Below are 25,770 nucleotides of genomic sequence, written 5' to 3'. Positions count from 1 at the left end.
GTCTCCCCTGCTCGAAGAGTTGAGAGCTCGGGGAAGGATGGGACCGCGCAGTGCGGGGCTACGAAAGCCAGGAGAGCCACCGAGCTGAAGACGACCATCTCTCGCGGTTCGAAGCCGAGATGGACCGGCTGAGGACCGACCGGGAGAAGGCCGTCCAGCACGCCGAGGACCTCGGTTACCAGGTCGAGGTCTTGCGCGCCAAGCTGCACGAGGCGCGGCGCAGCCTGGCGACCCGTCCCGCCTACGACAGCGCGGACATGGGCTACCAGGCCGAGCAGCTGCTGCGGAACGCGCAGATCCAGGCCGAGCAGCTGCGCAGCGACGCCGAGCGCGAGCTGCGCGAGGCCCGGGCCCAGACACAGCGCATCCTCCAGGAGCACGCCGAGCACCAGGCGCGCCTCCAGGCGGAGTTGCACAACGAGGCCGTCCAGCGCAGGCAGCAGCTCGACCAGGAGCTGGCCGAGCGCCGGCAGACCGTCGAGTCGCACGTCAACGAGAACGTCGCCTGGGCCGAACAGCTGCGGGCCCGCACCGAGTCGCAGGCCCGCCGGCTGCTGGACGAGTCCCGCGCCGAGGCCGAGCAGGCGCTGGCCGCCGCCCGGGCCGAGACCGAGCGGCTGGCGCAGGAGACCCGCCAGCGCGTCGGCGCCGAGGCCGAGGCGGCCCGGGCCGAGGCCGAGGCGATCCTGCTGCGCACCCGCAAGGACGCCGAGCGGATGCTGGGTGCCGCCTCCGCGCAGGCCCAGGAGGCCACCAGCCACGCGGAGCAGCTGCGCTCCAGCACCACCGCGGAGACCTCCCAGGCCCGCCAGCAGACGGCCGAGCTGAACCGGGCCGCCGAGCAGCGGCTCCAGGAGGCCGAGACCCGGCTGCGGGAGTCCCGGCTGGAGGCCGAGAAGGTCCTCGCCGAGGCGAAGGACGCGGCCGCCAAGAAGCTGGCCGCCTCCGAGTCGCAGAACGAGCAGCGCACCCGTACGGCCAAGTCGGAGATCGCCCGGCTGGTCGGCGAGGCCACCAAGAGCGCCGAGGCGCTCAAGGAGGAGGCGGAGCAGGCCCTCGCCGACGCCCGTGCCGAGGCCGAGCGGCTGGTCGCCGAGGCCGCCGAGAAGGCCCGTACGGCGGCCGCCGAGGACGCCGCCGCCCAGCTCGCCAAGGCCGCCCGCAGCGCTGAGGAGGTCCTCACCAAGGCCTCCGAGGACGCGCGGTCGACCACGAAGGCGGCGAGCGAGGAGGCCGAGCGGATCCGCCGCGAGGCGGAGGCCGAGGCGGACCGGCTGCGCGGCGAGGCCGCCGAGCAGGCCGATGAGCTCAAGGGCGCGGCCAAGGACGACACCAAGGAGTACCGGGCCAAGACGGTCGAGCTCCAGGAGGAGGCCCGCCGGCTCCGCGGCGAGGCCGAGCAGCTGCGCTCCGAGGCGGTCGCCGAGGGCGAGCGCATCCGGGGCGAGGCCCGCCGCGAGGCGGTCCAGCAGCTGGAGGAGGGCGCGCGCAAGGCGGAGGAGCTGCTGACCGAGGCGCGCTCCGACGCCGACGAGCTGCGCACCAAGGCCACCGGCGAGAGCGAGCGCATCCGCGCCGAGGCCGCCGAGCGCGCGGCCGCCCTGCGCAAGCAGGCCGAGGAGACGCTGGAGCGCACCCGCGCCGAGGCCGAGAAGCTGCGGGCCGAGGCCGAGGAGCAGGCGGAGGCCACCACCGCCGAGGCCGAGCGGGCCGCCGCCGTGCTGCGCGAGGAGACCGAGCGCGCGGTCGCCGCCCGGCAGGCCGAGGCCGCCGACGAGCTGAACCGGCTGCACACCGAGGCCGAGGCCCGGCTCGCCGCCGCCGAGGAAGCGCTGGGCGAGGCGCGTACGGATGCGGAGCGGATCCGCCGCGAGACGAACGAGGAGGCCGAGCGGCAGCGCGCCGAGGCCGCCGAGCGGGTCCGTACGCTGACCGAGCAGGCCGAGGCGGAGGCCGAGCGACTCCGTGACGAGGCCGCGGCGGATGCCTCGCACTCCCGTGCCGAGGGCGAGAACATCGCCGTACGGCTGCGGAGCGAGGCCGCCGCGGAGGCCGAGCGGCTGAAGACCGAGGCGCAGGAGACCGCCGACCGGGTGCGCGCGGAGGCGGCTGCGGCCGCCGAGCGGGTCGGCGCCGAGGCGGCCGAGGCGCTGGAGGCCGCCCAGGAGGAGGCCTCACGCCGTCGCCGCGAGGCCGAGGAGACTCTCGGCGCGGCCCGGACGGAAGCGGGCCAGGAGCGCGAGCGGGCCCGCGAGCAGAGCGAGGAGCTGCTGGCCTCCGCCCGTAAGCGGGTGGAGGAGGCACAGGCCGAGGCGCAGCGGCTGGTCGAGGAGGCGGACGCCCGGGCGACCGAGCTGGTCGCGGCGGCCGAGCAGACCGCCCAGCAGGTGCGGGACTCCGTCTCGGGCTTGCAGGAGCAGGCCGAGGAGGAGATCGCCGGGCTGCGGTCGACGGCGGAGCACGTCGCGGAGCGCACCCGTACCGAGGCGCAGGCGGAGGCGGACCGGGTCCGCACCGACGCGCACGCCGAGCGGGAGCGGGCCTCAGAGGACGCCGTGCGCCTGCGCCAGGAGGCCAACGAGGAGGCGGCCCGGCTCCGGCAGGAGGCCCACGGCGAGACCGAGGCCGCCAAGGCGCTGGCCGAGCGGACGGTCTCCGAGGCGATCACCGAGTCGGAGCGGCTGCGGGCGGACACCTCGGAGTACAGCCAGCGGGTGCGTACGGAGGCGTCCGACGCCCTCGCATCGGCGGAGCAGGACGCGTCGAAGGCCCGTGCCGAGGCCCGGCAGGACGCCAACCGGATCCGTTCGGAGGCGGCGGCCCAGTCGGACCGGCTCATCGGCGAGTCGACGACCGAGAGCGAGCGCATCCGCAACGAGGCCGCCCAGGCGTCCGAGCAGCTCGTGGTGGAGGCCACCACGGAGGCCAACCGGCGCCGCAAGGAGGCCACCGAGCAGGCCGACCGGATGCTCTCCGAGGCGGGCGAGGAGGCCGAGCGGCTGCGTACGGAGGCGGCCGAGCGGCTCGGCTCCGCGCAGGAGCACGCCGCCCGCACCCGCGAGGAGGCCGAACGGCTGCGCACGGAGACGGAGTCGGCGGCCGAGGAGCTGCGCTCGGAGGCCCGCGCCGAGGCGGACCGGGTGCTGGACGAGGCGCGCGAGGCCGCGGCCAAGCGCCGGGCGGACGCGGCGGAGCAGGCGGACCAGCTCATCAACAAGGCCCGCGAGGAGGCACTGCGTACGGCCACCGAGGCCGAGACGCAGGCCGACACGATGGTCGGCGCGGCCCGCAAGGAGGCCGGGCGGATCACCTCGGAGGCCACGGTCGAGGGCAACACCCTGGTGGAGCGCGCCCGCACCGACGCCGACGAGCTGCTGGTCGGCGCCCGGCGCGACGCGACCCAGATCCGGGAGCGGGCGCAGGAGTTGCGGGCCCGGCTGGAGAGCGAGGTCGAGGAGCTCCACGAGCGGGCCCGCCGCGAGACGTCCGAGCAGATGAAGACCGCCGGCGAGCGCGTCGACAACCTGATGAAGGCGGCGACCGAGCAGCGCGACGAGGCCGAGGCGAAGGCCAAGGAGCTGATCGCGGAGGCCAATTCGGAGGCGAGCAAGGTCCGCATCGCCGCGGTGAAGCGGGCCGAGTCGCTGCTGAAGGAGGCCGAGACCAAGAAGGCCGGGCTGATCCGCGAGGCGGAGAAGCTGCGGGCCGACGCGGCGGCCGAGGCGGAGAAGACGGTCGCCGAGGGCAAGCGCGAGCTGGATGTCCTGGTGCGCAGGCGCGAGGACATCAATACGGAGATCTCCCGTGTCCAGGACGTGCTGGAGGCGTTGGAGTCTTTCGAGACTCCCGGCGGGGGCGGGAAGCCGGCGGACGGAGCGGCGGCCGGCTCCAAGGCCCCCGCGGCGGCGGGCACCCGGTCGGGAGGCAAGTCGTCGGGGAGGTGACGGTCATCCGCAGGGGACGTCCGGAGGCTTTCGGGGGAGAGCGCGGGAGACCTACGGGGGGCGAGCAGCAGACGTACGGGGGAGAAAACCGAAGACGTCCGGAGGCGGCAGGCGTACGGGGGCGCGTGCTTCGTCATGGACATTCAACCCTTCGAGTGGCAAGCACTCCGGGGGTCAGCCACTCAAAAGGGGTGTCGTTCTCCAGATCAAACCAGTATCTGCACGCTGACACGCCGCTATGGCCCCTAGGATTCCCTCTATCACCTCACCGGTCTCATTCGACAGGAACCCCATGAGTGACCCTTCCTCCCCCTTCGGCTTCGAGCACGTGCGACGTGGTTACGACCGCGGTCAGGTGGATGACCGCATTGCCAAGCTGATCGCGGACCGTGACAGTGCCCTGGCCCGGATCACCTCTCTGGAAAAGCGCATCGAGGAGCTGCACCTCGAAACGCAGAACGCCCAAGCCCAGGTGAACGAGGCCGAGCCGTCGTACGCCGGGCTCGGTGCCCGTGTCGAGAAGATCCTCCGCCTCGCCGAGGAGGAGGCCAAGGACCTGCGCGAGGAGGCCCGTCGCGCCGCCGAGCAGCACCGCGAGCTGGCCGAGTCGGCCGCCCAGCAGGTGCGCAACGACGCGGAGTCCTTCGCCGCCGAGCGTAAGTCGAAGGCCGAGGACGAGGGCGTCCGCATCGTCGAGAAGGCGCAGGGCGAGGCGAACACGCTGCGCTCCGACGCCCAGAAGGACGCCCAGCAGAAGCGCGAGGAGGCCGACGCCCTCTTCGAGGAGACCCGCGCCAAGGCCGCGCAGGCCGCCGCGGACTTCGAGACGAACCTCGCCAAGCGGCGCGAGCAGTCGGAGCGCGACCTCGCGTCCCGTCAGGCCAAGGCCGAGAAGCGCCTCGCCGAGATCGAGCACCGCGCCGAGCAGCTCCGCCTGGAGGCCGAGAAGCTCCGCACCGACGCCGAGCGCCGGGCCCGCCAGACGGTGGAGACCGCGCAGCGCCAGGCCGAGGACATCGTGGCCGACGCCAACGCCAAGGCCGACCGGATCCGCAGCGAGTCCGAGCGCGAGCTGGCGGCGCTCACCAACCGCCGCGACTCCATCAACGCCCAGCTGACCAACGTCCGCGAGATGCTGGCCACGCTGACCGGTGCCGCGGTGGCCGCCGCCGGCTCCCCGGTGGACGACGAGCCCGCCCAGCGCGGTGTTCCGGCCCAGCAGACCCGCTGACCCCCGGAGCGGTTCCTTCCGCGCGCCCGGTTCCACCTTTGTGGTGGCGCCGGGCGCGCGGCCGTTCTAGCGTGTCCGCATGATCGAGCTTGAGGGACTGACCAAACGCTATGGCAGCAAAGTTGCCGTCGACCGACTGACGTGCCAGGTCAGACCAGGCATGGTGACCGGCTTCCTGGGCCCCAACGGGGCAGGGAAGTCCACGACCATGCGCATGATGCTCGATCTGGACAACCCGACCAGCGGTACGGTGCGGATCGACGGCAAGGCCTACCACGAGTTGCAGGAACCGCTGAAGTACATCGGGGCGTTGCTCGACGCCAAGTCGATGAACGGCGGCCGGAGCGCGTACAACAACCTGCTCTGTCTGGCGCAGAGCAACCGCATCCCGCGCAGCCGGGTCGCCGAGGTGCTGGACACCGTCGGGCTGAGCGCGGTCGCGAAGAAGAAGTCCAAGGGCTTCTCGCTCGGTATGGGCCAGCGCCTCGGTATCGCCTCGGCGCTGCTGGGCGACCCCGAGATCCTGATGTTCGACGAACCGGTCAACGGGCTGGACCCCGAGGGCATCCACTGGATCCGCAACCTGATGAAGGCGCTCGCCGCCGAGGGCCGGACCATCTTCGTCTCCTCGCACCTGATGAGCGAAATGGCGCTGACGGCGGACCACTTGATCGTGATCGGCCAGGGGAAGCTGCTCGCCGACACCTCGATGGCCGACTTCATCCAGGAGAACTCGCGCAGTTACGTACGGCTGCGCTCGCCGCAGCAGGAGCGGTTGCGGGACGCCCTGCACGAGGGGGGCTTCACGGCCGTGGAGGCGGACGGCGGCACCCTGGAGATCGACGGCGCCACCACCGAGGAGCTGGGCGAGCTGGCGGCCCGTCACCAGGTCGTGCTGCACGAGCTGAGCTCCCAGCGGGCCTCCCTGGAGGAGGCGTTCATGCAGATGACCGCGGGCTCCGTGGAGTACCACGCCCACTCCGGGCCGAGCGGGGCCGAACCCCCGCCGCCGCTGGCCGGTGCGGGCTGGGGCGAGGGCTGGAACCAGCCGGGCGCCACCACCCCGCAGCCCACCGAAGGCACCGACGGCACCGACGGCACCGACGGCACCGAGAACAAGGGGGCCTGACGACGATGGCTTCGGTACCCGCAGTCCTCAACTCCGAGTGGACCAAGATCCGTACGGTCTCCTCCACCACCTGGACGCTCATCTGCGCGTTCGCCGTCACGGTCGCCATGAGCGCGGGCATCAGCGCCCTGCTGAACTCCACGTTCGACGACCTCTCCAAGGCCGAGCAGGCCACCTTCGACCCGACGCTGGTCAGCTTCTCCGGGACGGCCCTGGGCCAGCTGGCCATGATCGTGTTCGGGGTCCTCGTGGTCGGTACGGAGTACAGCTCCGGCATGATCCGCACCTCGCTGGCGGCCGTGCCGCAGCGCGGGACGCTCCTCTTCAGCAAGATCGCGGTGGCCGGGGTGCTGGCCCTCCTGGTCGGCCTGCTCACCAGCTTCGTCTCCTTCTTCCTCAGCCAGGCCGTGCTGGGCGACCGGGGAACCACGCTCGGCGAGGAGAACGTCCTGCGCGCGGTGGTCGGCGCGGGCCTCTACATGGGGCTGATCGCGATCTTCTCCATGGGCGTCACGGCGATCCTGCGCAGCTCCATGCTGTCGATGGGCATCCTGATCCCGTTCTTCCTGCTGATCTCCAACATCCTGACCGCGGTGCCGTACGCCAAGGACGTCATCCGGTACTTCCCCGACCAGGCGGGCTCGAAGATCATGCAGGTGGTCCCGGACGCGATGGGCAGCGATTCGTCGCCCTACGGGCCGTGGACCGGGATGGCGATCATGGTCGCCTGGGTCGTGGCGGCGGTGCTCGGCGGCTACCTGGTCCTGAAGAACCGGGACGCCTGAGGTCTGTCCGGCGGATCCCGGCCAGGATCCGCCGGACAGACCCCGGCGCCGTGACGGTCCGCTCGCAGCCTGTGCCGAACTTGGCCGGAACCGTCAAGGCCTGGTTATCCTCCTAACTCTTACGGGGGTGTGCGGCCAGGCGGTCCGGCCCCGAACGACAGAGTGAGTCGATGGGGCTGGAGAATGATCGAGGCAGTCGGCCTGACCAAGCGCTACGGCGCGAAGACGGCCGTGGACGACCTTTCCTTCCAGGTCCGGCCGGGGGCCGTCACCGGCTTCCTCGGTCCCAACGGGTCGGGCAAGTCCACGACCATGCGCATGATCCTCGGTCTGGACCGGCCGACGGCGGGCCACGTCACGATCGGCGGGCACCCCTACCGGAGCCTGCCCAACGCGCCGCGCCAGGTGGGCGCCCTGCTGGACGCCAAGGCCGTGCACGGCGGGCGGACCGCCCGCACCCACCTGCTCTCGCTGGCCCAGCTCGCCGGGATCCCGGCCCGGCGGGTGGATGAGGTGCTGGGCGTCGTCGGCCTCCAGGACGTCGCCAAGCGCCGATCCAGCGGCTTCTCCCTCGGTATGGGGCAGCGGCTCGGGATCGCCGCCGCGCTGCTCGGCGACCCGCAGGTGCTGCTCTTCGACGAGCCGGTCAACGGCCTGGACCCCGAGGGCATCCACTGGGTCCGCAACCTGATGAAGACGCTGGCGGCCGAGGGCCGCACGGTCTTCGTCTCGTCCCACCTCATGAGCGAGATGGCCCTCACCGCCGATCACCTCATCGTGATCGGGCGCGGCCGGCTGCTCTCCGACATGAGCGTCACCGACTTCATCTCGGCCAACTCCGCCGACTTCGCCCGGGTCCGGGTCCCCGAGAACTCCCCCGAGGAGCGGGAGAAGCTGACGTCCTCGCTCATCGAGGCGGGCGGCAGCGTGCTGTCCGAGCCGGACGGCGCCCTGCGCGTCACCGGCCTCCCGCTGCCGAGGATCAGCGACCTGGCCCACGGTGCCGACGTACGGCTCTGGGAGCTGTCGCCGCACCGGGCCTCGCTGGAGGAGGCGTACATGCGGATGACGCAGGGTGTCGTGGACTACCGGTCGACGGAGGACGCCAAGGCCGGGCTGCTGGAGCCGCCGGAGGGGTTCTACGGGCCCTACGGGGACGCTCAGGGCGGTTACGGGCCCGGGCCCGCCCCCGGGCAGCCCCAGCCGGTGCACGCCCCGCAGCAGAGCTGGTACGCCCCGCCGCCGCCCGGACAGAACCCGTACGCCGCCCCCGGCCCGGCCGCCGCGCCCGCCGCACCGGACCCGGCCGCCCCCTCCCCCGCCGCCCAGGACGGGAAGCAGACCAGCGAGGACCCCCGATGACGACGCCGGCCGCCCCGCAGGCCCACCAGCAGCCGCAGCCCGAGCCTCCGCACGGCCTGCTGGGGTACTACGAGTCGCCCATCCCGATCCGCCGCGCCACGCTCGGCGACGCGATCGCCTCGGAGTGGACGAAGATCCGTTCCGTCCGCTCCACGATGTGGACCCTGGGCGTGATGATCGTGCTGATGATGGCCATCGGGCTGATGTCCGCGCTGCTGATCGCCGCCGCCGACACCGACCTGGGCGGCGAACCGGTCGTCGCCCTCGGCTTCTTCGGCGTACTGCTGGGATCGATCTGTGTGATCACCCTCGGCGTGCTGACCATCGGCTCCGAGTACAGCACCGGCATGATCCGTACGACGCTGACGGCCTGCCCGAGCCGGGCCCGGGTGCTCACGGCCAAGGCGATCGTCTTCTTCCTGCTCGCGTTCACCATCACCGCCGTGACGGCCACGCTCGTCGCCGTGGCGCAGACCGCGATCCTGGACGGCGGCGTCGACTCCGGCTCGGTGTGGCTGCGCGCCACCGTCGGCGTCGGGCTCTACACCGCGGCCCTGGGCCTGGTCTCGCTGGCGGCCGGTGCGATCATCCGGCACTCGGCGGGCGCCATCACCGTCATGATCGGTGTGGTGCTGCTGCCGCTGGTCCTCGCGATGTTCATGTTCTCCGACAGCCTGCGCGGCCTGCAGCGCTTCCTCTTCGAGTACTCGATCCCCAACCAGCTGGGCGCGCTCTACGGCACGGGGGTCACCGACTCCGGCCCGTCCGGCTGGGAGTCGGTGCTGCTGATGCTGGGCATCGCGGCCGTGGCCATGGGCGGCGCCTACCTGGCGCTGGACCGGCGCGACGTCTGAGGCGGCGTACGCAGGGCGCTCAGTAGCGCGGTGCGTTACGGGACCGCTGCACCCGCGTGGTGCGGCGGTCCTTCGCGTTCCAGCAGGCCTTGTGCCAGTGCCTGCGGTCCTCGATGCCGCCGAACTCGGGCCAGGCGACGAGGTGCGGGACGCCGGAGGGGATCTCCTGGTCGCAGCCGGGGCAGCGGTAGCGCTTGCCCTGGGCGCTCGCGCCGCTCACCGGGCGCACCGACCACTCCTCGCCCTGCCAGCTCTCGGTGGCCCCTCCCCCGCCGTACCGCCCCAGCGCCGTACCGGGGTGTTCGTCGGGACTTTCGCCGCCACGGGGGCGGTTGCGGCGCGGGGACACAGGACACCTCACGGGGGCGGCTCGGCACGTTGTCCTCCAAGCCTAGAGGCTGGCACCGGGGGCAGGTGCCGGGTGGGGCGACGCGGTCCGGCACGACCGGGCAGCGGAGTGAGTTAGCGGAAAATCGCAACAACTTCGCGCCGGACCGTGCCTTTGGCACGTGTCAGACGTTGTTGCCAGTGGGGGAGACACGCGTCGGCCGCGAGGAGGCAACACGCGATGCGCATCGGAACGTTCGTTCTGGCAGCCCAGTTCCCTGGTCAGGGGCCGGGCGAGGCCCTGCACCGGGCCGTCCGGTCCGCCGAGGCGGCGGAGGAGTGTGGACTCGACTCGGTGTGGCTGGCCGAGCACCACTTCGTGCCGTACGGGGTATGCCCCTCCGCCACCACGCTGGCGGCGCTGCTGCTCGGCCGGACCCGGCGGATCCGGGTCGGCACCGCCGTCAGCGTGCTGCCCAACCACCACCCGGTCGCCCTCGCCGAGCAGGCCGCGCTGCTCCATCTGACCAGCGGCGGACGGTTCTCGCTCGGGGTGGGCCGGGGCGGGCCGTGGGTGGACCTGGAGGTCTTCGGCGGCGGACTCGACGCGTACGAGAACGGCTTCCCCGAGGCGCTGGAGCTGCTCCTCGACTGGCTGCGGGAGCCGCGCGTCGCGGGGCGCGGGGAGCGGTTCGGCTTCCGCGAGGTGGCGGTGGTGCCGCGCGCGGACGAGCTGCTGGCGGACGGTTCGGCGCAGGGGCCCGAGGTGATCGTGGCGTGCACCTCGCCGAAGACGGTGCGGCTGGCGGCGGGCCGGGGGCTGCCGATGCTGCTGGGGATGCACTGCGGGGACGAGGAGAAGGCGGAGATGGTCGCCCTGTGGCGTACGGCGGCCAGGGAGGCCGGTCAGCCGGCCGAGGTGGTCGAGGGGGCCGCACATGTGTCCGCAGGGGTGGCCCAGATCGCGGACGGGCCGGGGGATGCCACGGAGACGCTGGTGAAGACGATGCCCGGCTGGCTGCGCCAGGGGCTGGACGCCCATGTCACGGTGGACGACCGGCACCGGGTGATGCGGGACCCCGTGGCGTACACGGAGTTGCTCTGCGGGCTGCACCCGGTGGGCCCGCCGCAGCTGGCCGCCGACCGGCTCGCGGCCACGGCCGAGCGGACCGGGATCACCCGCTTCGCGCTCCTGGTGGAGGGGTCGGGCGAGCTCGCGGCGACCGAGGAGAACGTGCGGCGCCTGGGCGCGGACGTGCTGCCGTTGCTCACCTGACCTGCGCCTGTCCATGCGGAACGACCTCACGGTGGAGCGTGATGCGTTATGCCGTGAAACGTGGTGCGGTGGTACGGGAGCTGCCGCCCCGGAGCCAGTTGCACCTCCCGCGGCCCGAAGCGGCAGCAGAAGCGTTCAGCAGTCCCGTAGTTCGGGCGACTGGTTGAGCAACTGGCCCCTCACCGAAGTGAACTTGGCCAGCCGGTCGTCGACCGAGGCGTCCAGCGGGAACACCGCGACGCGGTGGCAGTTCTGGAAAGCGATACGCACTCCGAAGTGCCGCTGGAGCGCGCCGCGTATCGCATCACTCGCGAGCGCACGCAGCAGCTGACCACGTGCCTGCTCGTCCGGCGGCGGCGTCTGGTTGTCGGCGAACTGGCCGCCGTCCACCTTCAGCTGAGCCACCAGAGAGCTGATCATCTCCCACGCGAAAGGCAGGGAGGTCCGGACGCAGTCGACGAAGTCGGCTTCGTCGACCTCGCCTCGCTCGGCCTGTTCCAACAGCGCCGGTGAGACGTCGAGCGACATGGGTTCTCCTCTCGCGACCCCGGACGGTGACCGGGGCCTTACGGGCAGGGAAGAAGGGCGACGACGCAGCGTGCACGGGCGGCGACCTCCTGCATCCACGGTAAGCGCGCGGTGGGGGCCGCACCAGGAGATTGGGAACACAACCGGCCACGATCGAAGGGGCGCAAAGAGGGGCAAGCCCGCTCCGCCGCACAGTGGTGAGGAGCGAGTGACAGGGGTCTACGGATGGGGAAATCGCGCCGGGGCCCCGTCGTCGAGTAGCGTTGCCGACCATGCGTCTCGTCATCGCCCGTTGCTCCGTCGACTACGCGGGCCGGCTCACAGCCCACCTGCCCTCCGCCCCCCGTCTGATCCTGGTGAAGGCGGACGGCAGCGTCTCGATCCACGCCGACGACCGGGCGTACAAACCGCTCAACTGGATGTCCCCGCCGTGCACCCTGAAGGAGGGCGCCGGCGATGAGGCGGGCGTCTGGACCGTGGTGAACAAGGCGGGCGAAAAACTGATCATCACGATGGAGGAAATCCTCCACGACTCCTCGTACGAGCTGGGCGTCGACCCCGGGCTCATCAAGGACGGCGTGGAGGCGCACCTCCAGGAGCTGCTCGCCGACCGGATCGAGATCCTCGGCGAGGGCCACACCCTGATCCGCCGTGAGTACCCCACCGCCATCGGCCCGGTGGACATCCTCTGCCGCGACGCGGACGGCCGGACGGTGGCCGTGGAGCTGAAGCGGCGCGGCGACATCGACGGCGTGGAGCAGCTGACCCGCTATCTGGAGCTGCTCAACCGCGACCCGCACCTCGCGCCGGTGAGGGGCGTCTTCGCAGCCCAGGAGATCAAGCCCCAGGCGCGGGTGCTGGCGACCGACCGGGGCATCGGCTGTGTGGTCCTCGACTACGACGCGATGCGCGGCATCGAGGACGACAAGCTGCGCCTGTTCTGACCGGCCGTCCGGAGCCGGGTGTCCCTGTGCGGGGCACCCGGCTTCCGTGTGTCAGGCGGCCGTCTCGGTGGGGTCGCCGCTCGCCGGGGCCTCGGCGGTGGCACTCGCACTGGCCGACTCGGCGGGGCCGCTGGCGGAGGAGGAGGTGGTCGGCGGCTCCGGGGACTCCGTGGGCGCCTCCGTGGGAGTCGGCTCCGGCTCCGACTCGGTGGGCGTGACGCTCGGGCCGGAGCTCGTGGACTGCGAGGGCCTGGGTGAGGTCTTCGTCGGCGTGGGCGCACCCGACGTGCTGCTGCTCGGCGTGCCCGACGGCTCCCCCGTACCCGGCGAACTTCCGTCCGGCGACGAGGGGCCCGGCGAGGGGGAGCCGGAGGTGCTGGGGGTGGCGGCTTCGGAGGTGCCCGGGGTGGCGGGCGCCTCGTTGCCGGGTGCGCCGTCGTCGGGCGCGGGGCCGTCGTCCGGCTCGTCGGCGGGGAACCCGTCCTCGGGGCTGCCCTCGGGGGACGACTGCTCGGTGGTGACGTTGCGGCTGCCCGGCTCCTCGGTGTCGCCCGCGGTGAGGCCGAGGGTGACGACGGTGCCGAGCACGGCGATGAGCAGCGCGCCCGCGCCCGCGGCGGCCAGGTTGCGCCGGGCACCGCCCAGGACCGCGCGCCCGCCGCCCGGCTTCGGTGCGGTGGCCTGGTACGGCGCCACCACGGTCGGGGCCTCCTCGGCCGGCTGCCGGACGAAGAGCGGCGGGGCCGGGGACGACCCGCCCGGCGGCGTACCGGGGAAGTCCTGGTGTACGGCGGTGATGTCGTCGCCCGCCTGGGACCGGACCGGGGGGACGAGGCGGCCGGAGCGGTCCGTGACCAGGGCGAGGGCGCGGCGGCCGGCCACCGCCCCGGACTTGTCGGCGAGCGCGCCGCGCATGGAGATCGAGGTCTCCAGCTCCGCACGGGCCCGGTCGAGGTTGCCGGAGCAGAGCGCGAGGATGCCCAACTCATGGTGGAAGTAGGCCTCTTCGGCGACCTCACCGGCGATCCTGGCGGCCTCCTGGCCGGCCCTGAGCGCCTTCTCCCAGGCGCCCCAGCTCATCCCGGCCGCCAGCGCGGGAGCGGCGCTGCGGGCCAGCAGGACGGCGGCGCTGGCCTGGCCCGCCTCGCCGTCGGGGACGAGGCGGCCCATCGCGGCGACGATCGCGTCGGCCTCGGCGACGGCGCGCTGCGGGGTGACGGAGGGGTGGGAGACCCACCAGGCGTAGTGCTGGGCGGCCGTACGGGCGTGGGCGGCGGCGCTCTCCGCGTAGCCGCCGGCCTCCAGCTGGGCGAGGACACCGGCGGCGAGCCGGTAGCGGGGGCCGGCCGGGGAGAGCAGTCCGCAGCCCGCGAGTTCGCCGAGGGCGGCGTCCGCGTGGGTGTCGCCCACGAGGGCCGGCAGATGGGCCTGGTGGGGAACCTCGCCGCCGAGCGCGACGGTGAAGCGCAGGGTCTCGCGGGCCGCCTCGCTGAGCCGGGAGGCGAGCAGGACGGCGGGCGCGGCCCCTTCGCCGAGGCTCGGCAGCGGCACGTCCAGGGTCTCGGGGGTGGGTGGTTCGGGGGCCGGGGGCGCGTCGTCCGGGCGTGGCTCGAAGTAGTCGTACTCGTCGAAGGCCGCGGGGTCCGTGTTGAGCAGGTCGCGCTGGCGCAGCAGCGATCCGGCCTGGACGAAGCGGAGCGGGAGGCCCTCGGACTCGAACCAGAGGTCGCCCGCCCAGTTCCGCTCGTCCTCGGTGAGGGGGCGCTCCACGACCTTCTCCAGCAGCTCCAGCGAGGCGGAGCGGCCGAGGCCGGCGAGGAGGACCTCCTCCAGGTGGGCGTCGGCGCCGGGGGCGGCGAGGCCGGGCGCGGTGCCGAAGAGGAAGGCGCACTCGGGGGTGGCTTCCAGGAGTCCGTCGAGGGCGGCCCCGCCGATCTCCAGGTCGTCGATGACGACGACGGCGCCGATGGAGCGGACGAGGGTGAGCAGTTCCTCGGGGCCGGGGCGGTGCAGCGGGGCGAGGTGGGTCGCGTCGAAGAGGGCGTACAGCAGTTCGGCGGCGGTGCGCCGGTGGCCGTTGAGGCGGACGACGCCGTCGGGGGCCAGGTCCGTGCAGTCGGCGGCGACGGCGTCCAGGAGGGCGGTGCGGCCGGACCCGGCCTGGCCGGTGAGACGGACGCTGCGGCCGCGGGCCAGCAGGCCGACCAGCCGCTCGCGCTCCTCCTGACGCTCCAGCAGGGGGAGCTGCGGGGCGGGCGGGCCCGCCGGGACGGGCGGTGCGCCGGCGCGCTCGTGGGCGGCGCGTTCGGAGAGGGTGCGGCGGACGGGTGCGTCGGGCTCGTACCCGGGCGGGCAGGCCTCGACCTCGCTGCCGTCGACGGGGTTGACCGTGAGCAGGAGGTCGCCGACCGTGAGCTGGACGATCCGGACCTGCTGCGGTGCCGGCTGGCCGAAGTCGGCGGCGTTGGCGTCGCGGGACGGCCGGCGGCGGCCGTCGGAGTCGTCGGCCTTCTGCCCGTACTCTTCCGGCCCCTGGTGTGTCGGGTCCATCAACAAGTCCCCCAGACGCGTCGCGCTCGGTTTGTCCCTCCGGCCTCACACGCCCCGCTGTCGCTTCCGGTCCGGTGTCTGCCACGGGTGGGTGTCATGGGGCAGACGGCCGAACCCTAGACCTTCGCACAGTATCCACGCACGGGCGGGGTGCCATGCCGTCCGGGACGTCACATTCCGGTGAGGATTGCGCCTCTTCTGCCCCGGCGGTCGCTACGTACTCAGACGCGCGGCAGCGATTCGGCGGCGATCCCGCCCTCGATCGCCAGGATGCGGTGCAGCCGGGTGGCCACCAGGAGGCGCTGCATCTGCGGCGGGACGCCGCGCAGCACGAGACGGCGTCCGGCCCGGCCCGCTCTGCGGTGGGCTCCCATGATGACGCCGAGTCCGGTGGCGTCCCAGGAGCTCAGCTCGGTCAGGTCCAGCACCAGATCGCCGGCTCCGTCGTCGACGGCCGAGTGGAGGACCGTACGGGCGTCCGCCGCGCTTCGGACGTCGAGGCGGCCCCCGACGACCAGCTCGGCGTGGTCGCCCCTGATATGCATATGCGCTCCCCTGCTGTTGCTCCGTGGCGAGGTCGTCTCTCGGTTCTTCTCTTCCACAACTGACTGCCGCAGCGGCAGGGAAGTTGCCGTCTGTAAGCGAACCGATACCGAATTCACTCGGTGGAGTGACGTCGGTTCGCCGGGGAACGGACACTGCCGGGTACACTCCCCGTCCCTGGCGGCGGGCCGAGGGGGCGGAGGTGCGGCTGCGGTCAGTACGTGTAGAAGCCCTGCCCGCTCTTGCGCCCGATGTCACCTGCGTCGACCATCCGGCGCATCAGCTCGGGAGCGGCGAACTTCTCGTCCTGCGATTCGGTGTAGATGTTGCCGGTGGCGTGGAGGAGGATGTCGACGCCGGTCAGATCGGCGGTGGCGAGCGGCCCCATGGCGTGGCCGAACCCCAGCTTGCAGGCGGTGTCGATGTCCTCGGCCGTGGCGACGCCCGACTCGTACAGCTTCGCGGCCTCGACGACGAGGGCCGAGATGAGCCGGGTGGTGACGAAGCCCGCCACGTCGCGGTTGACGACGATGCAGGTCTTGCCGACCGACTCGGCGAACTCCCGGGCGGTGGCGAGGGTTTCGTCGCTGGTCTTGTAGCCGCGTACCAGCTCGCAGAGCTGCATCATCGGGACCGGCGAGAAGAAGTGGACGCCGACGACGCGCTCCGGACGCTCCGTCACTGCGGCGATCTTCGTGATCGGGATGGCGGAGGTGTTGGAGGCCAGCACGGTGTTCTCGCCGACGACCTTGTCCAGGGCGCGGAAGATCTCGTGCTTGACCTCCAGCTTCTCGAAGACCGCCTCCACGACGACGTCCACGTCCGCGACGGCGTCGAGGTCGGTGGTCGTGGTGATGCGGGCGAGGGCGGCCTCGGCGGCGGCCGCCTCCAGCTTGCCCTTGGAGACGAACTTGTCGTACGAGGCCTTGATGCCGTCGAGGCCGCGGGTCAGCGCCGCGTCGGTGACATCACGCAGCACGACGTCCCAGCCCGCCTGGGCGGAGACCTGCGCGATCCCGGATCCCATGAGTCCGGCTCCGATGACGGCGAGCTTCCTGGCCACGTTCGCACCCCTTGTTCTCTGTCCGCCTCTGCGGCATCTGTTCACGGCGGTTCACATTGCTCTCCGGCGGAGATTAGTACCCGTCGGAGGCGCTGGGGCCGTGAAGAGATGCGCGTCACGTCTCGAATGACGGACATCACACCACCCGGTGTCACCCGGCGGCGCGCCGCGCGTAGTTGAGGACCTTCTCACCGGGGAGGCCGCCATGCCGTCGAGAAGGACGAGCGTGTCGCGCGGGACCTCGTCCGTGGCGCGGCCCGCCACCATCTCGCCGCCGGCCGCCGGGCCCTGCCCCGGTCTCCTCCGGCAGCGCGCCCTCCAGGTGGTGGCTGTGACCGTGGGCACGCGTGTCTTCCGCGGGGCCGGAGCGTAACTAGGCTGGCCCCATGGTCAATCTGACGCGCATCTACACCCGGACCGGCGACCAGGGCACCACGGCCCTCGGCGACATGAGCCGCACCGCCAAGACCGATCTGCGGATCGCGGCGTACGCGGACGCCAACGAGGCCAACGCGGTGATCGGGACCGCCGTGGCGCTGGGGCAGCTCTCCGAGGACGTGGTGAAGGTCCTCGTACGGGTCCAGAACGACCTCTTCGACGTGGGGGCCGACCTGTCCACGCCGGTGGTCGAGAGCCCGGAGTATCCGCCGCTGCGCGTGGAGCAGTCCTACATCGACAAGCTGGAGGCGGACTGCGACCGGTTCCTGGAGGAGCTGGAGAAGCTCCGCAGCTTCATCCTTCCCGGGGGTACGCCGGGGGCCGCCCTGCTCCACCAGGCGTGCACCGTGGTCCGGCGCGCCGAGCGGTCCACCTGGGCGGCGCTGGAGGTGCACGGCGAGGTGATGAACGCGCTGACCGCCACCTATCTCAACCGCCTCTCCGACCTCCTGTTCATCCTGGCGCGGATCGCCAACAAGGAGGTCGGGGACGTGCTGTGGGTGCCGGGCGGCGAGCGCTAGGACCCAGGGCCTGTCGTCAGACCGCCGGCCGCCGCGCGACGCCTGGCCCTAGCGGTCCGCCGGCTCCCGCTCGGTCACCTCGCCCTTCGGGGCCTGCTTCGGGAAGAGCGTGTAGCTTCCGGCGATGATCAGGTTGATGCCGATCACCAGGACCATCTTCTGCTGCCAGCTCTGCAGCGAGCTGGTCCCGCCGCCCGGGCCGACGTACCAGATCGCCGCCTGGAGCAGGCCCAGGGCGACCGCCGAGGCGAGGATCCAGCGGGCGGCGGCGCGCCACTCGTGGACGGCGCGGGCCCTGCCGTACTTGGGCGGCTTCACGGGCGGCGGGCCGCCGAACCAGCGGTGCGCGACCCGCGCGTCCACCCACTTGATGGTGGAGTGGCCGAGCCCCACGGTGAAGCCGATGTAGACGGCGGCCAGCCCGTGCTTCCAGTCGGGCTCGGCGCCGTTCCTCAGGTCGATCGCCGTCACCACGAGCAGCACCACCTCCAGCAGCGGCTCGCAGAGCAGCACGGCCGCGCCGAGCCTCGGCTTCCTCGCGACGTAGCGCAGGGCGAGCCCGGCGGCCAGCAGTACCCAGAATGCGACCTCGCAGGCCACGACCAGCAGAGCGATCACAGCTTCTCTCCTCCCGTTTCCCTTCAGCCTCCCGTCCGGCGGGCGGTCGGGCGTCGTCGGCAGTGACGAAACGGGACTGCATCCTTCGATGTAGTCGCGCATCGGCCTGCGAAGGGAGGCCCGGCGACGGTGGGACGTGTTGGATGGAGGGGTGCTCACCTCGCTCCGCCCCCACCGCGACGATGTGGCCCTCGCCGTCTCCGGGCTGCTCGGAGGGCTGCTCCTGTGGCTGCTCGGCCTCCACACCCAGGGCGGCCGCCCCTTCTCCGCGCCCTGGATCACGCTCGTACCGCTGACCGTGATGGCGGCGGCGGAGCTGCTGCGGCGCAGCGCCCCGCGGACGGCGCTGACCGTGGCCGCGCTCGCGCTGGTCGCGGACCAGTTCACCCGGGGCAGCCTCGCGACCGTCCTGATGTTCACGGACGTCATGTACGCGGCCGTGCTGTACGGGACCCCGGCCGCCGCCCGCCGTCTCCCGGTGGCCACGCTCCTGGTCACCGTCGCGTCCACGACCGGCTTCCTGGCCTGGTTCCGCAGGCCCGAGGCGCTGCTGATCGGTGTGGTCGTCGGGCTGGTCTCCTTCGTCCCCGCGATCACCGGGGTCAGCGTGCGCAACCACCGCACCGCCGCCGAGGCAGCCCGGCTGGCCGCCGCCCAGACCGCGCGGCTCGCCGAGATGGACCGGGTCCAGGCGGTGGTCGCCGAGCGGGCCAGGATGGCCAGGGAGCTGCACGACATGGTGGCCAATCACCTCTCCGCCGTGGCGATCCACTCCACGGCGGCCCTGTCCATCGACGACCCCGATACCTCGCGGAGCGCGCTGAAGGTGATCCGGGAGAACAGCGTGGAGGGGCTCGCGGAGATGCGGCGGCTGATCGGGCTGCTGCGCGAGGGCGGTGAGGACGGGGCCCCGGCCGCCGCCCCGACGCTGGCCTCGCTGGACGCGCTGGTGGAGCAGGCGAACACCAACGGGGCGCCGGGCGGGCTGGTCTGCGTGGTCGAGGGCAACCGGGGGGCGGGGTCCGCCGCGCTTCCGACACCGGTGGAGCTGGCCGCGTACCGGATCGTGCAGGAGTCCCTCACCAACGCGCTCAAGCACGCGGCGCCGGGGCCGGTGGTGGTGCGGCTGGACCTCGCCGACGAGGTGCTGACGGTCCAGGTGACCAGTGTGCTCGGCAGCCGCCCCGGGCCTACCGCGCCGGGTTCGGGGGCCGGGCTGGTGGGGATGCGGGAGCGGGTGGCGCTGCTCGGCGGGACGTTCGAAGCCGGTTCCGACGGCGCGGAGTTGTGGCGGGTTCGGGCCGAACTGCCCGTACGGGAGAGGGAGATGCGGGCATGACGATCCGGGTACTGGTGGCCGAGGACCAGGCGGCCGTACGGGCGGGGCTGGTGCTGATCCTCTCCAGCGCGCCGGACATCGAGGTCGCCGGAGAGGCGGGGGACGGTGAGGAGGCGGTGCGCCTGGCGCGCGAACTCCGGCCGGATCTCGTCCTGATGGACGTACAGATGCCGCGGCTGGACGGGGTGTCGGCCACCCGGCAGGTGGTGGCGGAGGAGCTGGCGGACGTCCTGGTCCTGACCACGTTCGACCTGGACGAGTACGTCTTCGGGGCGCTGCGGGCCGGGGCTTCGGGGTTCCTGCTGAAGAACACCGATGCCCGCGATCTGCTGGAGGCCGTACGGACGGTGGCGCGCGGCGAGGGGCTGATCGCGCCGGCGGTGACGCGGCGGCTGATCGCGGAGTTCGCGGGGGCGCGGACCGTACGGGCGGCGGGTGCGGCCGATCCGGCGGTGCTGGAGGCGCTGACCCGGCGGGAGCGGGAGGTGCTGGGGTGCCTCGGCGAGGGGCTGTCGAACGCGGAGACCGCGGTCCGGCTCTCGATGGCGGAGGCGACGGTGAAGACGCACGTCAGCCGATTGCTGGCCAAGCTGGGGATGCGGAGCCGGGTCCAGGCGGCCGTGCTGGCACAGGAGTTGGGGGTCTGATCCCGGGCCCGTTCCGGCCACGGCCCACTCCTCGAACTTTGGTCCAGACCTCTTGACGATTGGTCCAGACCTTCCTAGTGTCACCCATCACACACTGCGGTGAGTACGAGAGCACCCGTACTCAGGGCGGCGCAGGGTTTGCAGTCCACGAATCACCCCCGTTTGCTGGACCTCACCCGAGGAGCACCGTTGAGCACTGATACTCCCCCGCGCCGATCCCGATTCAGATGGATCCCGCTGCGCAGCGGCCGGTCCAAGGTCATCGCCGGAATCACCGCACTGGCCGTCCCGTTCGCCGCCATGGTGGGTCTCGCCACCCCGGCCGCTGCTGCCACGTCGGCCACCGCCACGTACACCAAGAAGTCTGACTGGGGCAGCGGCTTCGAGGGCCAGTGGACGGTGAAGAACACCGGCACCACAGCGCTCTCCTCCTGGACCATCGAGTGGGACTACCCCACCGGGACCCGGGTCAGCTCCGCCTGGGACGCCACCGTCACCAACTCCGGCGACCGCTGGACCGCCAAGAACCTCGGCTGGAACGGGACGGTGGCCCCCGGCGCCAGCGTCAGCTTCGGCTTCAACGGCTCCGGCTCGGGCGCTCCCTCCGGCTGCAAGCTCAACGGCGCCTCCTGTGACGGCTCCACCGTCCCCGGCGACAACCCGCCCTCCGCTCCCGGCACGCCCACCACCAGCGACGTCACCAACACCTCGGTGAAGCTCAGCTGGAGCGCGGCCACCGACGACAAGGGCATCAAGAACTACGACGTCCTGCGCGACGGCGCCAAGATCGCCACGGTCACCGGCACCACGTACACCAACACCGGACTGACCGCCGGCACCGACTACACGTACGCCGTCCAGGCCCGCGACACCATCGACCAGCTCGGCCCGGTCTCCGGCTCCGTCTCGGTGCGCACCACCGGCGGTGGCGGCGGCGAGCAGCCCCCGCCCGGTGACAAGATCAACCTGGGCTACTTCACCAACTGGGGCGTCTACGGGCGCAACTACCACGTCAAGAACCTGGTGACGTCCGGTTCCGCGGCGAAGATCACCCACATCAACTACGCCTTCGGCAACGTGCAGGGCGGCAAGTGCACCATCGGTGACTCCTACGCCGACTACGACAAGGCGTACACCGCCGACCAGTCCGTCGACGGCGTCGCGGACACCTGGGACCAGCCCCTGCGCGGCAACTTCAACCAGCTGCGCAAGCTGAAGGCCAAGTACCCGCACATCAAGGTCCTCTGGTCCTTCGGTGGCTGGACCTGGTCCGGTGGCTTCCCGCAGGCCGCCCAGAACCCGACCGCGTTCGCGCAGTCCTGCTACGACCTGGTGAAGGACCCCCGCTGGGCCGATGTCTTCGACGGCATCGACCTCGACTGGGAGTACCCCAACGCCTGTGGCCTGACCTGTGACACCAGCGGCCCGGCCGCGCTGAAGAACATGGCCTCCGCGATGCGGGCCAAGTTCGGCTCCAAGAACCTGGTCACCGCCGCCATCACCGCGGACGGCTCCAGCGGGGGCAAGATCGACGCCGCCGACTACGCCGGTGCCGGACAGTCCTTCGACTGGTACAACGTGATGACGTACGACTTCTTCGGCGCCTGGGCGAACAAGGGCCCAACGGCCCCGCACTCGCCGCTGACCCCGTACACCGGCATCCCGCAGGAGGGCTTCACCTCCGCCGACGCCATCGCCAAGCTGAAGGCCAAGGGCGTTCCGGCCAAGAAGCTGCTCCTCGGCATCGGCTTCTACGGCCGCGGCTGGACCGGCGTCACCCAGGCCGCCCCCGGCGGCACGGCGACCGGCGCGGCCCCGGGCACATACGAGGCGGGCATCGAGGACTACAAGGTCCTCAAGAGCACCTGCCCCGCCACCGGCACCATCGCCGGCACGGCCTACGCGCACTGCGGCACCAACTGGTGGAGCTACGACACCCCGGCCACCATCGGCTCCAAGATGACCTGGGCGAAGAACCAGGGCCTCGGTGGCGCGTTCTTCTGGGAGTTCTCCGGTGACACCACCAACGGTGAACTGGTGAGCGCGATCAACAACGGTCTCAAGTAGTCCCCACGCCGTAACGGCACGCACCACCCCGGAAAACGGCCGGGGAGACGGGTCCGCCCCCCGTCTCCCCGGCTCTTCGCTGCCTCCGTACGGTGTCACGCCACATCGGCCCTCCCCCGGTCTTCGTCCGGGGGGACCCCCTTCCGGCGGGACTGCCTCCTAGGCGACGTTGACCCGCTGGCCGGGGGGCGCCGCCTCCAGCCAGGCGAGGAATCCGGTCAGCGCGTCCTCGCTCATCGCCAGCTCCAGGCGGGTCCCCCGGTGGAGACAGCCGAGCACGACGGAGTCGGACAGGAGCGCCAGCTCCTCCTCGCCCTCCGGCAGCCGGCGGGCGATCACCTCGATCGCAGAACGCTCCAGGCCCCGGCGGGGGCGAGGAGCGTAGGAGAAGACACGGAACCAGTCGACGCGGTCACCGCTGTAGCGGGCGACCCCGTAGACCCAGCCTTTGCCGGAGGGGTCCGGCTCCTCGGAGACGTCCCAGCGGAGGGAACAGTCGAACGTGCCTCCGGACCGCTGGATCAGCCGCCGGCGCAGACCGAAGACGAACAGCCCCAACAGGACCAGCACGATGACGGATACGCCCACCCACAACGCGAGGACCATCTCCACCGACCTCCTCGCATCGTCGAGTAACGGATAACGAACCGATTCGAACTGAATTGCACCCGCATCGCCTCAGCCGCGACACGGCTGGATTTCTCCAGCGCGGGCCGCGGCTGAGTAAAAACACCTGTCCGTGGGGTGCTAGAGCACCGCCACCGCACGGAGACGGATCTCGGCGCGCCGCTCGGCAGCGGCGTCCGTTTCCGACTTCGCACGTTCCAGCGCACGTTCGGCGCGCTGGACATCGATCTCGTCCGCCAGCTCGACGATCTCGGCCAGCAGCGACAGCTTGTTGTCCGCGAACGAGATGAAACCACCGTGCACAGCAGCGATGACGGTACCGCCCTCGCTCGTGCGGATCGTCACCGGGCCCGATTCCAGCACACCGAGAAGCGGCTGGTGACCGGGCATGATGCCGATGTCGCCGGACGTGGTGCGCGCGACGACCAGGGTGGCCTCGCCGGACCAGACACTGCGGTCCGCGGCGACCAGCTCGACATGCAGCTCAGCAGCCAAGGGGGCTCCTCGGGTCACCACCCGGCCGTCCGGCCGGGTGTCGGTTCAATTCTACGGGGCGTGGTGAGGGGGGTGGGACCAGACCCACCCCCCTCGGTGAGCCGGAGGCTCAGGAGACGCCGAGCTCCTTGGCCTTCGCCTTGAGGTCGTCCAGGCCACCGCACATGAAGAACGCCTGCTCGGGGAAGTGGTCGTAGTCCCCGTCGCAGATCGCGTTGAACGCGGCGATCGACTCGTCGAGCGGGACGTCCGAACCGTCCAGGCCGGTGAACTGCTTGGCGGCGTGGGTGTTCTGCGACAGGAAGCGCTCGACGCGACGGGCACGGTGGACGACGAGCTTGTCCTCCTCGCCCAGCTCGTCGATACCGAGGATCGCGATGATGTCCTGGAGGTCCTTGTACTTCTGCAGGATCCCCTTGACGCGGCTGGCCGTGTCGTAGTGCTCCTGCGTGATGTAACGCGGGTCCAGGATGCGGGACGTCGAGTCCAGCGGGTCCACGGCCGGGTAGATGCCCTTCTCGGAGATCGGACGGGAGAGAACCGTCGTCGCGTCGAGGTGGGCGAACGTGGTGGCCGGGGCCGGGTCGGTCAGGTCGTCCGCGGGGACGTAGATCGCCTGCATCGAGGTGATCGAGTGACCACGCGTCGAGGTGATGCGCTCCTGGAGCACACCCATCTCGTCGGCCAGGGTCGGCTGGTAACCCACCGCGGACGGCATACGGCCGAGCAGCGTGGAGACCTCGGAACCGGCCTGCGTGAAGCGGAAGATGTTGTCGATGAAGAGCAGCACGTCCTGCTTCTGCACATCGCGGAAGTACTCCGCCATGGTCAGGGCGGACAGGGCCACGCGCAGACGCGTCCCCGGCGGCTCGTCCATCTGGCCGAAGACGAGCGCGGTCTTCTCCAGAACGCCCGAGTCGGTCATCTCGTCGATGAGGTCGTTGCCCTCACGGGTGCGCTCGCCGACACCGGCGAACACCGACACACCGTCGTGCAGCTTCGCCACACGCATGATCATTTCCTGGATGAGGACCGTCTTGCCGACGCCCGCACCACCGAAGAGACCGATCTTGCCGCCCTTGACGTACGGGGTCAGCAGGTCGACGACCTTCAGGCCGGTCTCGAACATCTCGGTCTTGGACTCGAGCTGGTCGAAGGCCGGGGCCTTGCGGTGGATCGGCCAGCGCTCGGTGATCTGCGCCTCGGCCTCCGGCTCGTTCAGGATCTGACCGAGGGTGTTGAACACCTTGCCCTTGGTGATGTCACCGACGGGGACGGTGATGCCCGTGCCCGTGTCGGTCACCGGGGCCTGGCGGACCAGGCCGTCGGTGGGCTGCATCGAGATCGCCCGGACCACGCCGTCACCCAGGTGCTGGGCGACTTCGAGGGTCAGCGTCTTGCGGGCGCCGGCCTCGGCCGGGTCGTCCACCTCGACGTGCAGGGCGTTGTAGATCTCCGGCATCGCGTCGACGGGGAACTCCACGTCGACGACCGGGCCGATGACCCGGGCGACGCGGCCCGTGGCAGCGGCCGTCACGGCGCTGTCAATAGTCGTCGTCATTTACTTGTCACTCCCCGCGGTCGCGTCGGCCAGAGCACTGGCACCGCCGACGATCTCGCTGATTTCCTGGGTGATTTCGGCCTGGCGGGCCGCGTTGGCAAGCCGGGAGAGGCTCTTGATGAGGTCCCCGGCGTTGTCGGTGGCCGACTTCATCGCGCGGCGGCGGGCGGCGTGCTCGGAAGCGGCCGCCTGCAGCAGTGCGTTGTAGATACGGCTCTCGACGTAGCGCGGCAGAAGGGCGTCGAGGACGTCCTCGGCCGACGGCTCGAACTCGAACAGCGGAAGGATCTCGCCCTTGCGGGTGCTCTCCTGCGCCACCTCGTCGAGCGAAAGCGGCAGCATCCGGTCGTCGATCGCGTTCTGCGTCATCATCGACACGAATTCCGTGAAGACGATGTGCAGCTCGTCGACGCCGCCCTCGGCCGTCTCCTTCTGGATGGCCTCGATCAACGGGGCGGCGATGCGCTTGGCATCGGAGTACGCCGGGTTGTCGGTGAAGCCCGTCCAGAATTCCTCGACCTTGCGCTCGCGGAAGCCGTAGTACGCGACACCCTTGCGGCCGACGATGTACGTGTCGACCTCCTTGCCCTCACCGGCAAGGCGCTCCCGGAGCCGCTCCGCCGCCTTGATGGCGTTGGAGGAGTAGCCGCCGGCCAGACCGCGGTCGCTCGTGACGAGCAGGACCGCGGCGCGGGTCGGCGCTTCGGCTTCGGTGGTGAGCGGGTGCTTGGCGTTGGAGCCGGTCGCCACCGCGGTCACCGCACGGGTGAGCTCGGTCGCGTACGGCATCGACGCCGCCACCTTGCGCTGCGCCTTGACGATGCGCGAGGCGGCGATCATCTCCATCGCCTTGGTGATCTTCTTGGTCGCGGTGACGGCTTGGATGCGGCGCTTGTAAACGCGAAGCTGAGCGCCCATCGA

22 protein-coding genes are annotated in these 25,770 nt (G+C 71.7%); 12 read left to right on the top strand and 10 right to left on the bottom strand.

Annotated features, from left to right (window positions below; all coding sequences use genetic code 11):
* Window positions 1-50: 50 nt before the first annotated feature.
* From scy to D6270_RS23925, 6 genes are all read left to right on the top strand, one after another.
* Window positions 51-3,944, top strand: coding sequence for a polarized growth protein Scy (gene scy, locus D6270_RS23950; RefSeq protein WP_109163566.1), 3,894 nt, complete (start codon window positions 51-53; stop codon window positions 3,942-3,944).
* A 292-nt stretch (window positions 3,945-4,236) separates the two neighbouring features.
* Window positions 4,237-5,175: a coiled-coil domain-containing protein gene (locus tag D6270_RS23945; RefSeq protein ID WP_109163567.1), complete on the top strand. Its 939-nt coding sequence runs from the start codon at window positions 4,237-4,239 to the stop codon at window positions 5,173-5,175.
* A 79-nt stretch (window positions 5,176-5,254) separates the two neighbouring features.
* On the top strand, window positions 5,255-6,304 hold the full coding sequence (locus D6270_RS23940; protein ID WP_109163568.1) for an ATP-binding cassette domain-containing protein: 1,050 nt from the start codon (window positions 5,255-5,257) through the stop codon (window positions 6,302-6,304).
* Window positions 6,305-6,309: 5 nt separating this feature from the next.
* Window positions 6,310-7,089 (top strand): ABC transporter permease, encoded by a 780-nt coding sequence (locus D6270_RS23935; protein WP_109163569.1) that lies wholly within the window; start codon window positions 6,310-6,312, stop codon window positions 7,087-7,089.
* 183 nt (window positions 7,090-7,272) lie between these two features.
* The gene (locus D6270_RS23930; RefSeq protein ID WP_109163570.1) at window positions 7,273-8,451 is read left to right on the top strand and encodes an ABC transporter ATP-binding protein; all 1,179 of its coding nucleotides are present in this window, start codon (window positions 7,273-7,275) and stop codon (window positions 8,449-8,451) included.
* Window positions 8,448-9,305 (top strand): ABC-2 transporter permease, encoded by an 858-nt coding sequence (locus D6270_RS23925; RefSeq protein ID WP_109163571.1) that lies wholly within the window; start codon window positions 8,448-8,450, stop codon window positions 9,303-9,305. The genes D6270_RS23930 and D6270_RS23925 overlap by 4 nt, the downstream gene beginning before the upstream one ends.
* A gap of 19 nt (window positions 9,306-9,324) precedes the next feature.
* Here D6270_RS23925 and D6270_RS23920 read toward each other — a convergent pair whose 3' ends face one another.
* Window positions 9,325-9,654, bottom strand: a complete 330-nt coding sequence (locus tag D6270_RS23920; protein ID WP_030569090.1) for an Rv1322 family protein — start codon at window positions 9,652-9,654, stop codon at window positions 9,325-9,327.
* A 219-nt stretch (window positions 9,655-9,873) separates the two neighbouring features.
* Here D6270_RS23920 and D6270_RS23915 point away from each other — a divergent pair, with 219 nt between their 5' ends.
* Window positions 9,874-10,908 (top strand): LLM class flavin-dependent oxidoreductase, encoded by a 1,035-nt coding sequence (locus tag D6270_RS23915; protein ID WP_109163572.1) that lies wholly within the window; start codon window positions 9,874-9,876, stop codon window positions 10,906-10,908.
* Between the two features lie 135 nt (window positions 10,909-11,043).
* Here the strand turns inward: D6270_RS23915 and D6270_RS23910 are convergent, their stop codons facing one another.
* Entirely contained in the window at window positions 11,044-11,436 is a 393-nt protein-coding gene (locus D6270_RS23910; protein ID WP_003966234.1) for an SCO5389 family protein, read from the bottom strand.
* A gap of 272 nt (window positions 11,437-11,708) precedes the next feature.
* On the opposite strand from D6270_RS23910, the gene nucS reads away from it, so the two are divergent.
* The gene (gene nucS, locus D6270_RS23905) at window positions 11,709-12,380 is read left to right on the top strand and encodes an endonuclease NucS (RefSeq protein ID WP_109167287.1); all 672 of its coding nucleotides are present in this window, start codon (window positions 11,709-11,711) and stop codon (window positions 12,378-12,380) included.
* Between the two features lie 51 nt (window positions 12,381-12,431).
* Here the strand turns inward: nucS and D6270_RS23900 are convergent, their stop codons facing one another.
* The 3 genes from D6270_RS23900 to D6270_RS23890 all read right to left on the bottom strand — a co-directional run bounded on the left by D6270_RS23900 (window position 12,432) and on the right by D6270_RS23890 (window position 16,536).
* Window positions 12,432-14,930 carry an AAA family ATPase gene (locus D6270_RS23900; protein ID WP_109163573.1) on the bottom strand — a complete coding sequence of 833 codons (2,499 nt, stop codon included), beginning with the start codon at window positions 14,928-14,930 and terminating at the stop codon, window positions 12,432-12,434.
* Between the two features lie 221 nt (window positions 14,931-15,151).
* Window positions 15,152-15,475, bottom strand: a complete 324-nt coding sequence (locus D6270_RS23895) for an STAS domain-containing protein (protein WP_093693102.1) — start codon at window positions 15,473-15,475, stop codon at window positions 15,152-15,154.
* A 212-nt stretch (window positions 15,476-15,687) separates the two neighbouring features.
* Window positions 15,688-16,536: a 3-hydroxyacyl-CoA dehydrogenase family protein gene (locus tag D6270_RS23890; protein ID WP_109163574.1), complete on the bottom strand. Its 849-nt coding sequence runs from the start codon at window positions 16,534-16,536 to the stop codon at window positions 15,688-15,690.
* 386 nt (window positions 16,537-16,922) lie between these two features.
* Between D6270_RS23890 and D6270_RS23885 the strand changes: the two genes are divergently transcribed.
* A complete protein-coding gene (locus tag D6270_RS23885; RefSeq protein WP_109163576.1) occupies window positions 16,923-17,495 on the top strand; it encodes a cob(I)yrinic acid a,c-diamide adenosyltransferase in 573 nt (190 codons plus the stop codon).
* Between the two features lie 48 nt (window positions 17,496-17,543).
* Here the strand turns inward: D6270_RS23885 and D6270_RS23880 are convergent, their stop codons facing one another.
* Window positions 17,544-18,113 carry a hypothetical protein gene (locus tag D6270_RS23880; protein ID WP_109163577.1) on the bottom strand — a complete coding sequence of 190 codons (570 nt, stop codon included), beginning with the start codon at window positions 18,111-18,113 and terminating at the stop codon, window positions 17,544-17,546.
* 151 nt (window positions 18,114-18,264) lie between these two features.
* Between D6270_RS23880 and D6270_RS23875 the strand changes: the two genes are divergently transcribed.
* From D6270_RS23875 to D6270_RS23865, 3 genes are all read left to right on the top strand, one after another.
* Window positions 18,265-19,452: a sensor histidine kinase gene (locus D6270_RS23875; protein WP_109163578.1), complete on the top strand. Its 1,188-nt coding sequence runs from the start codon at window positions 18,265-18,267 to the stop codon at window positions 19,450-19,452.
* Window positions 19,449-20,099, top strand: a complete 651-nt coding sequence (locus D6270_RS23870) for a response regulator (protein WP_109163579.1) — start codon at window positions 19,449-19,451, stop codon at window positions 20,097-20,099. The genes D6270_RS23875 and D6270_RS23870 overlap by 4 nt, the downstream gene beginning before the upstream one ends.
* Before the next feature lie 189 nt (window positions 20,100-20,288).
* On the top strand, window positions 20,289-22,166 hold the full coding sequence (locus D6270_RS23865) for a glycoside hydrolase family 18 chitinase (protein ID WP_109163580.1): 1,878 nt from the start codon (window positions 20,289-20,291) through the stop codon (window positions 22,164-22,166).
* Between the two features lie 159 nt (window positions 22,167-22,325).
* Here D6270_RS23865 and D6270_RS23860 read toward each other — a convergent pair whose 3' ends face one another.
* The 4 genes from D6270_RS23860 to D6270_RS23845 all read right to left on the bottom strand — a co-directional run bounded on the left by D6270_RS23860 (window position 22,326) and on the right by D6270_RS23845 (window position 25,767).
* Complete coding sequence (locus D6270_RS23860) at window positions 22,326-22,772, bottom strand: DUF2550 domain-containing protein (protein WP_084749361.1); 447 nt, start codon at window positions 22,770-22,772, stop codon at window positions 22,326-22,328.
* 141 nt (window positions 22,773-22,913) lie between these two features.
* A complete protein-coding gene (locus D6270_RS23855; protein ID WP_109163581.1) occupies window positions 22,914-23,288 on the bottom strand; it encodes a F0F1 ATP synthase subunit epsilon in 375 nt (124 codons plus the stop codon).
* 109 nt (window positions 23,289-23,397) lie between these two features.
* A complete protein-coding gene (gene atpD / locus D6270_RS23850) occupies window positions 23,398-24,849 on the bottom strand; it encodes a F0F1 ATP synthase subunit beta (RefSeq protein WP_109163582.1) in 1,452 nt (483 codons plus the stop codon).
* Window positions 24,850-25,767, bottom strand: a complete 918-nt coding sequence (locus tag D6270_RS23845) for a F0F1 ATP synthase subunit gamma (RefSeq protein WP_018509907.1) — start codon at window positions 25,765-25,767, stop codon at window positions 24,850-24,852.
* Window positions 25,768-25,770 lie beyond the last annotated feature (3 nt).

Origin of the sequence: Streptomyces griseus subsp. griseus (genome assembly GCF_003610995.1) — a bacterium.
Classification (GTDB): Bacteria; Actinomycetota; Actinomycetes; order Streptomycetales; family Streptomycetaceae; genus Streptomyces.
The sequence above is the reverse complement of the archived record's forward strand: the minus strand, read 5'-3'. Positions and strand labels throughout refer to the sequence as shown.

Excerpts from the sequence above, each read along its gene's own strand:
- D6270_RS23945 (WP_109163567.1), top strand. The coding sequence starts at position 4,237 with ATGAGTGACCCTTCCTCCCCCTTCGGCTTCGAGCACGTGCGACGTGGT.
- D6270_RS23940 (WP_109163568.1), top strand. The coding sequence starts at position 5,255 with ATGATCGAGCTTGAGGGACTGACCAAACGCTATGGCAGCAAAGTTGCC.
- D6270_RS23935 (WP_109163569.1), top strand. The coding sequence starts at position 6,310 with ATGGCTTCGGTACCCGCAGTCCTCAACTCCGAGTGGACCAAGATCCGT.
- D6270_RS23930 (WP_109163570.1), top strand. The coding sequence starts at position 7,273 with ATGATCGAGGCAGTCGGCCTGACCAAGCGCTACGGCGCGAAGACGGCC.
- D6270_RS23925 (WP_109163571.1), top strand. The coding sequence starts at position 8,448 with ATGACGACGCCGGCCGCCCCGCAGGCCCACCAGCAGCCGCAGCCCGAG.
- D6270_RS23915 (WP_109163572.1), top strand. The coding sequence starts at position 9,874 with ATGCGCATCGGAACGTTCGTTCTGGCAGCCCAGTTCCCTGGTCAGGGG.
- D6270_RS23910 (WP_003966234.1), bottom strand. The coding sequence starts at position 11,436 with ATGTCGCTCGACGTCTCACCGGCGCTGTTGGAACAGGCCGAGCGAGGC.
- nucS (WP_109167287.1), top strand. The coding sequence starts at position 11,709 with ATGCGTCTCGTCATCGCCCGTTGCTCCGTCGACTACGCGGGCCGGCTC.
- D6270_RS23900 (WP_109163573.1), bottom strand. The coding sequence starts at position 14,930 with ATGGACCCGACACACCAGGGGCCGGAAGAGTACGGGCAGAAGGCCGAC.
- D6270_RS23895 (WP_093693102.1), bottom strand. The coding sequence starts at position 15,475 with ATGCATATCAGGGGCGACCACGCCGAGCTGGTCGTCGGGGGCCGCCTC.
- D6270_RS23885 (WP_109163576.1), top strand. The coding sequence starts at position 16,923 with ATGGTCAATCTGACGCGCATCTACACCCGGACCGGCGACCAGGGCACC.
- D6270_RS23870 (WP_109163579.1), top strand. The coding sequence starts at position 19,449 with ATGACGATCCGGGTACTGGTGGCCGAGGACCAGGCGGCCGTACGGGCG.
- D6270_RS23860 (WP_084749361.1), bottom strand. The coding sequence starts at position 22,772 with ATGGTCCTCGCGTTGTGGGTGGGCGTATCCGTCATCGTGCTGGTCCTG.
- atpD (WP_109163582.1), bottom strand. The coding sequence starts at position 24,849 with ATGACGACGACTATTGACAGCGCCGTGACGGCCGCTGCCACGGGCCGC.
- D6270_RS23845 (WP_018509907.1), bottom strand. The coding sequence starts at position 25,767 with ATGGGCGCTCAGCTTCGCGTTTACAAGCGCCGCATCCAAGCCGTCACC.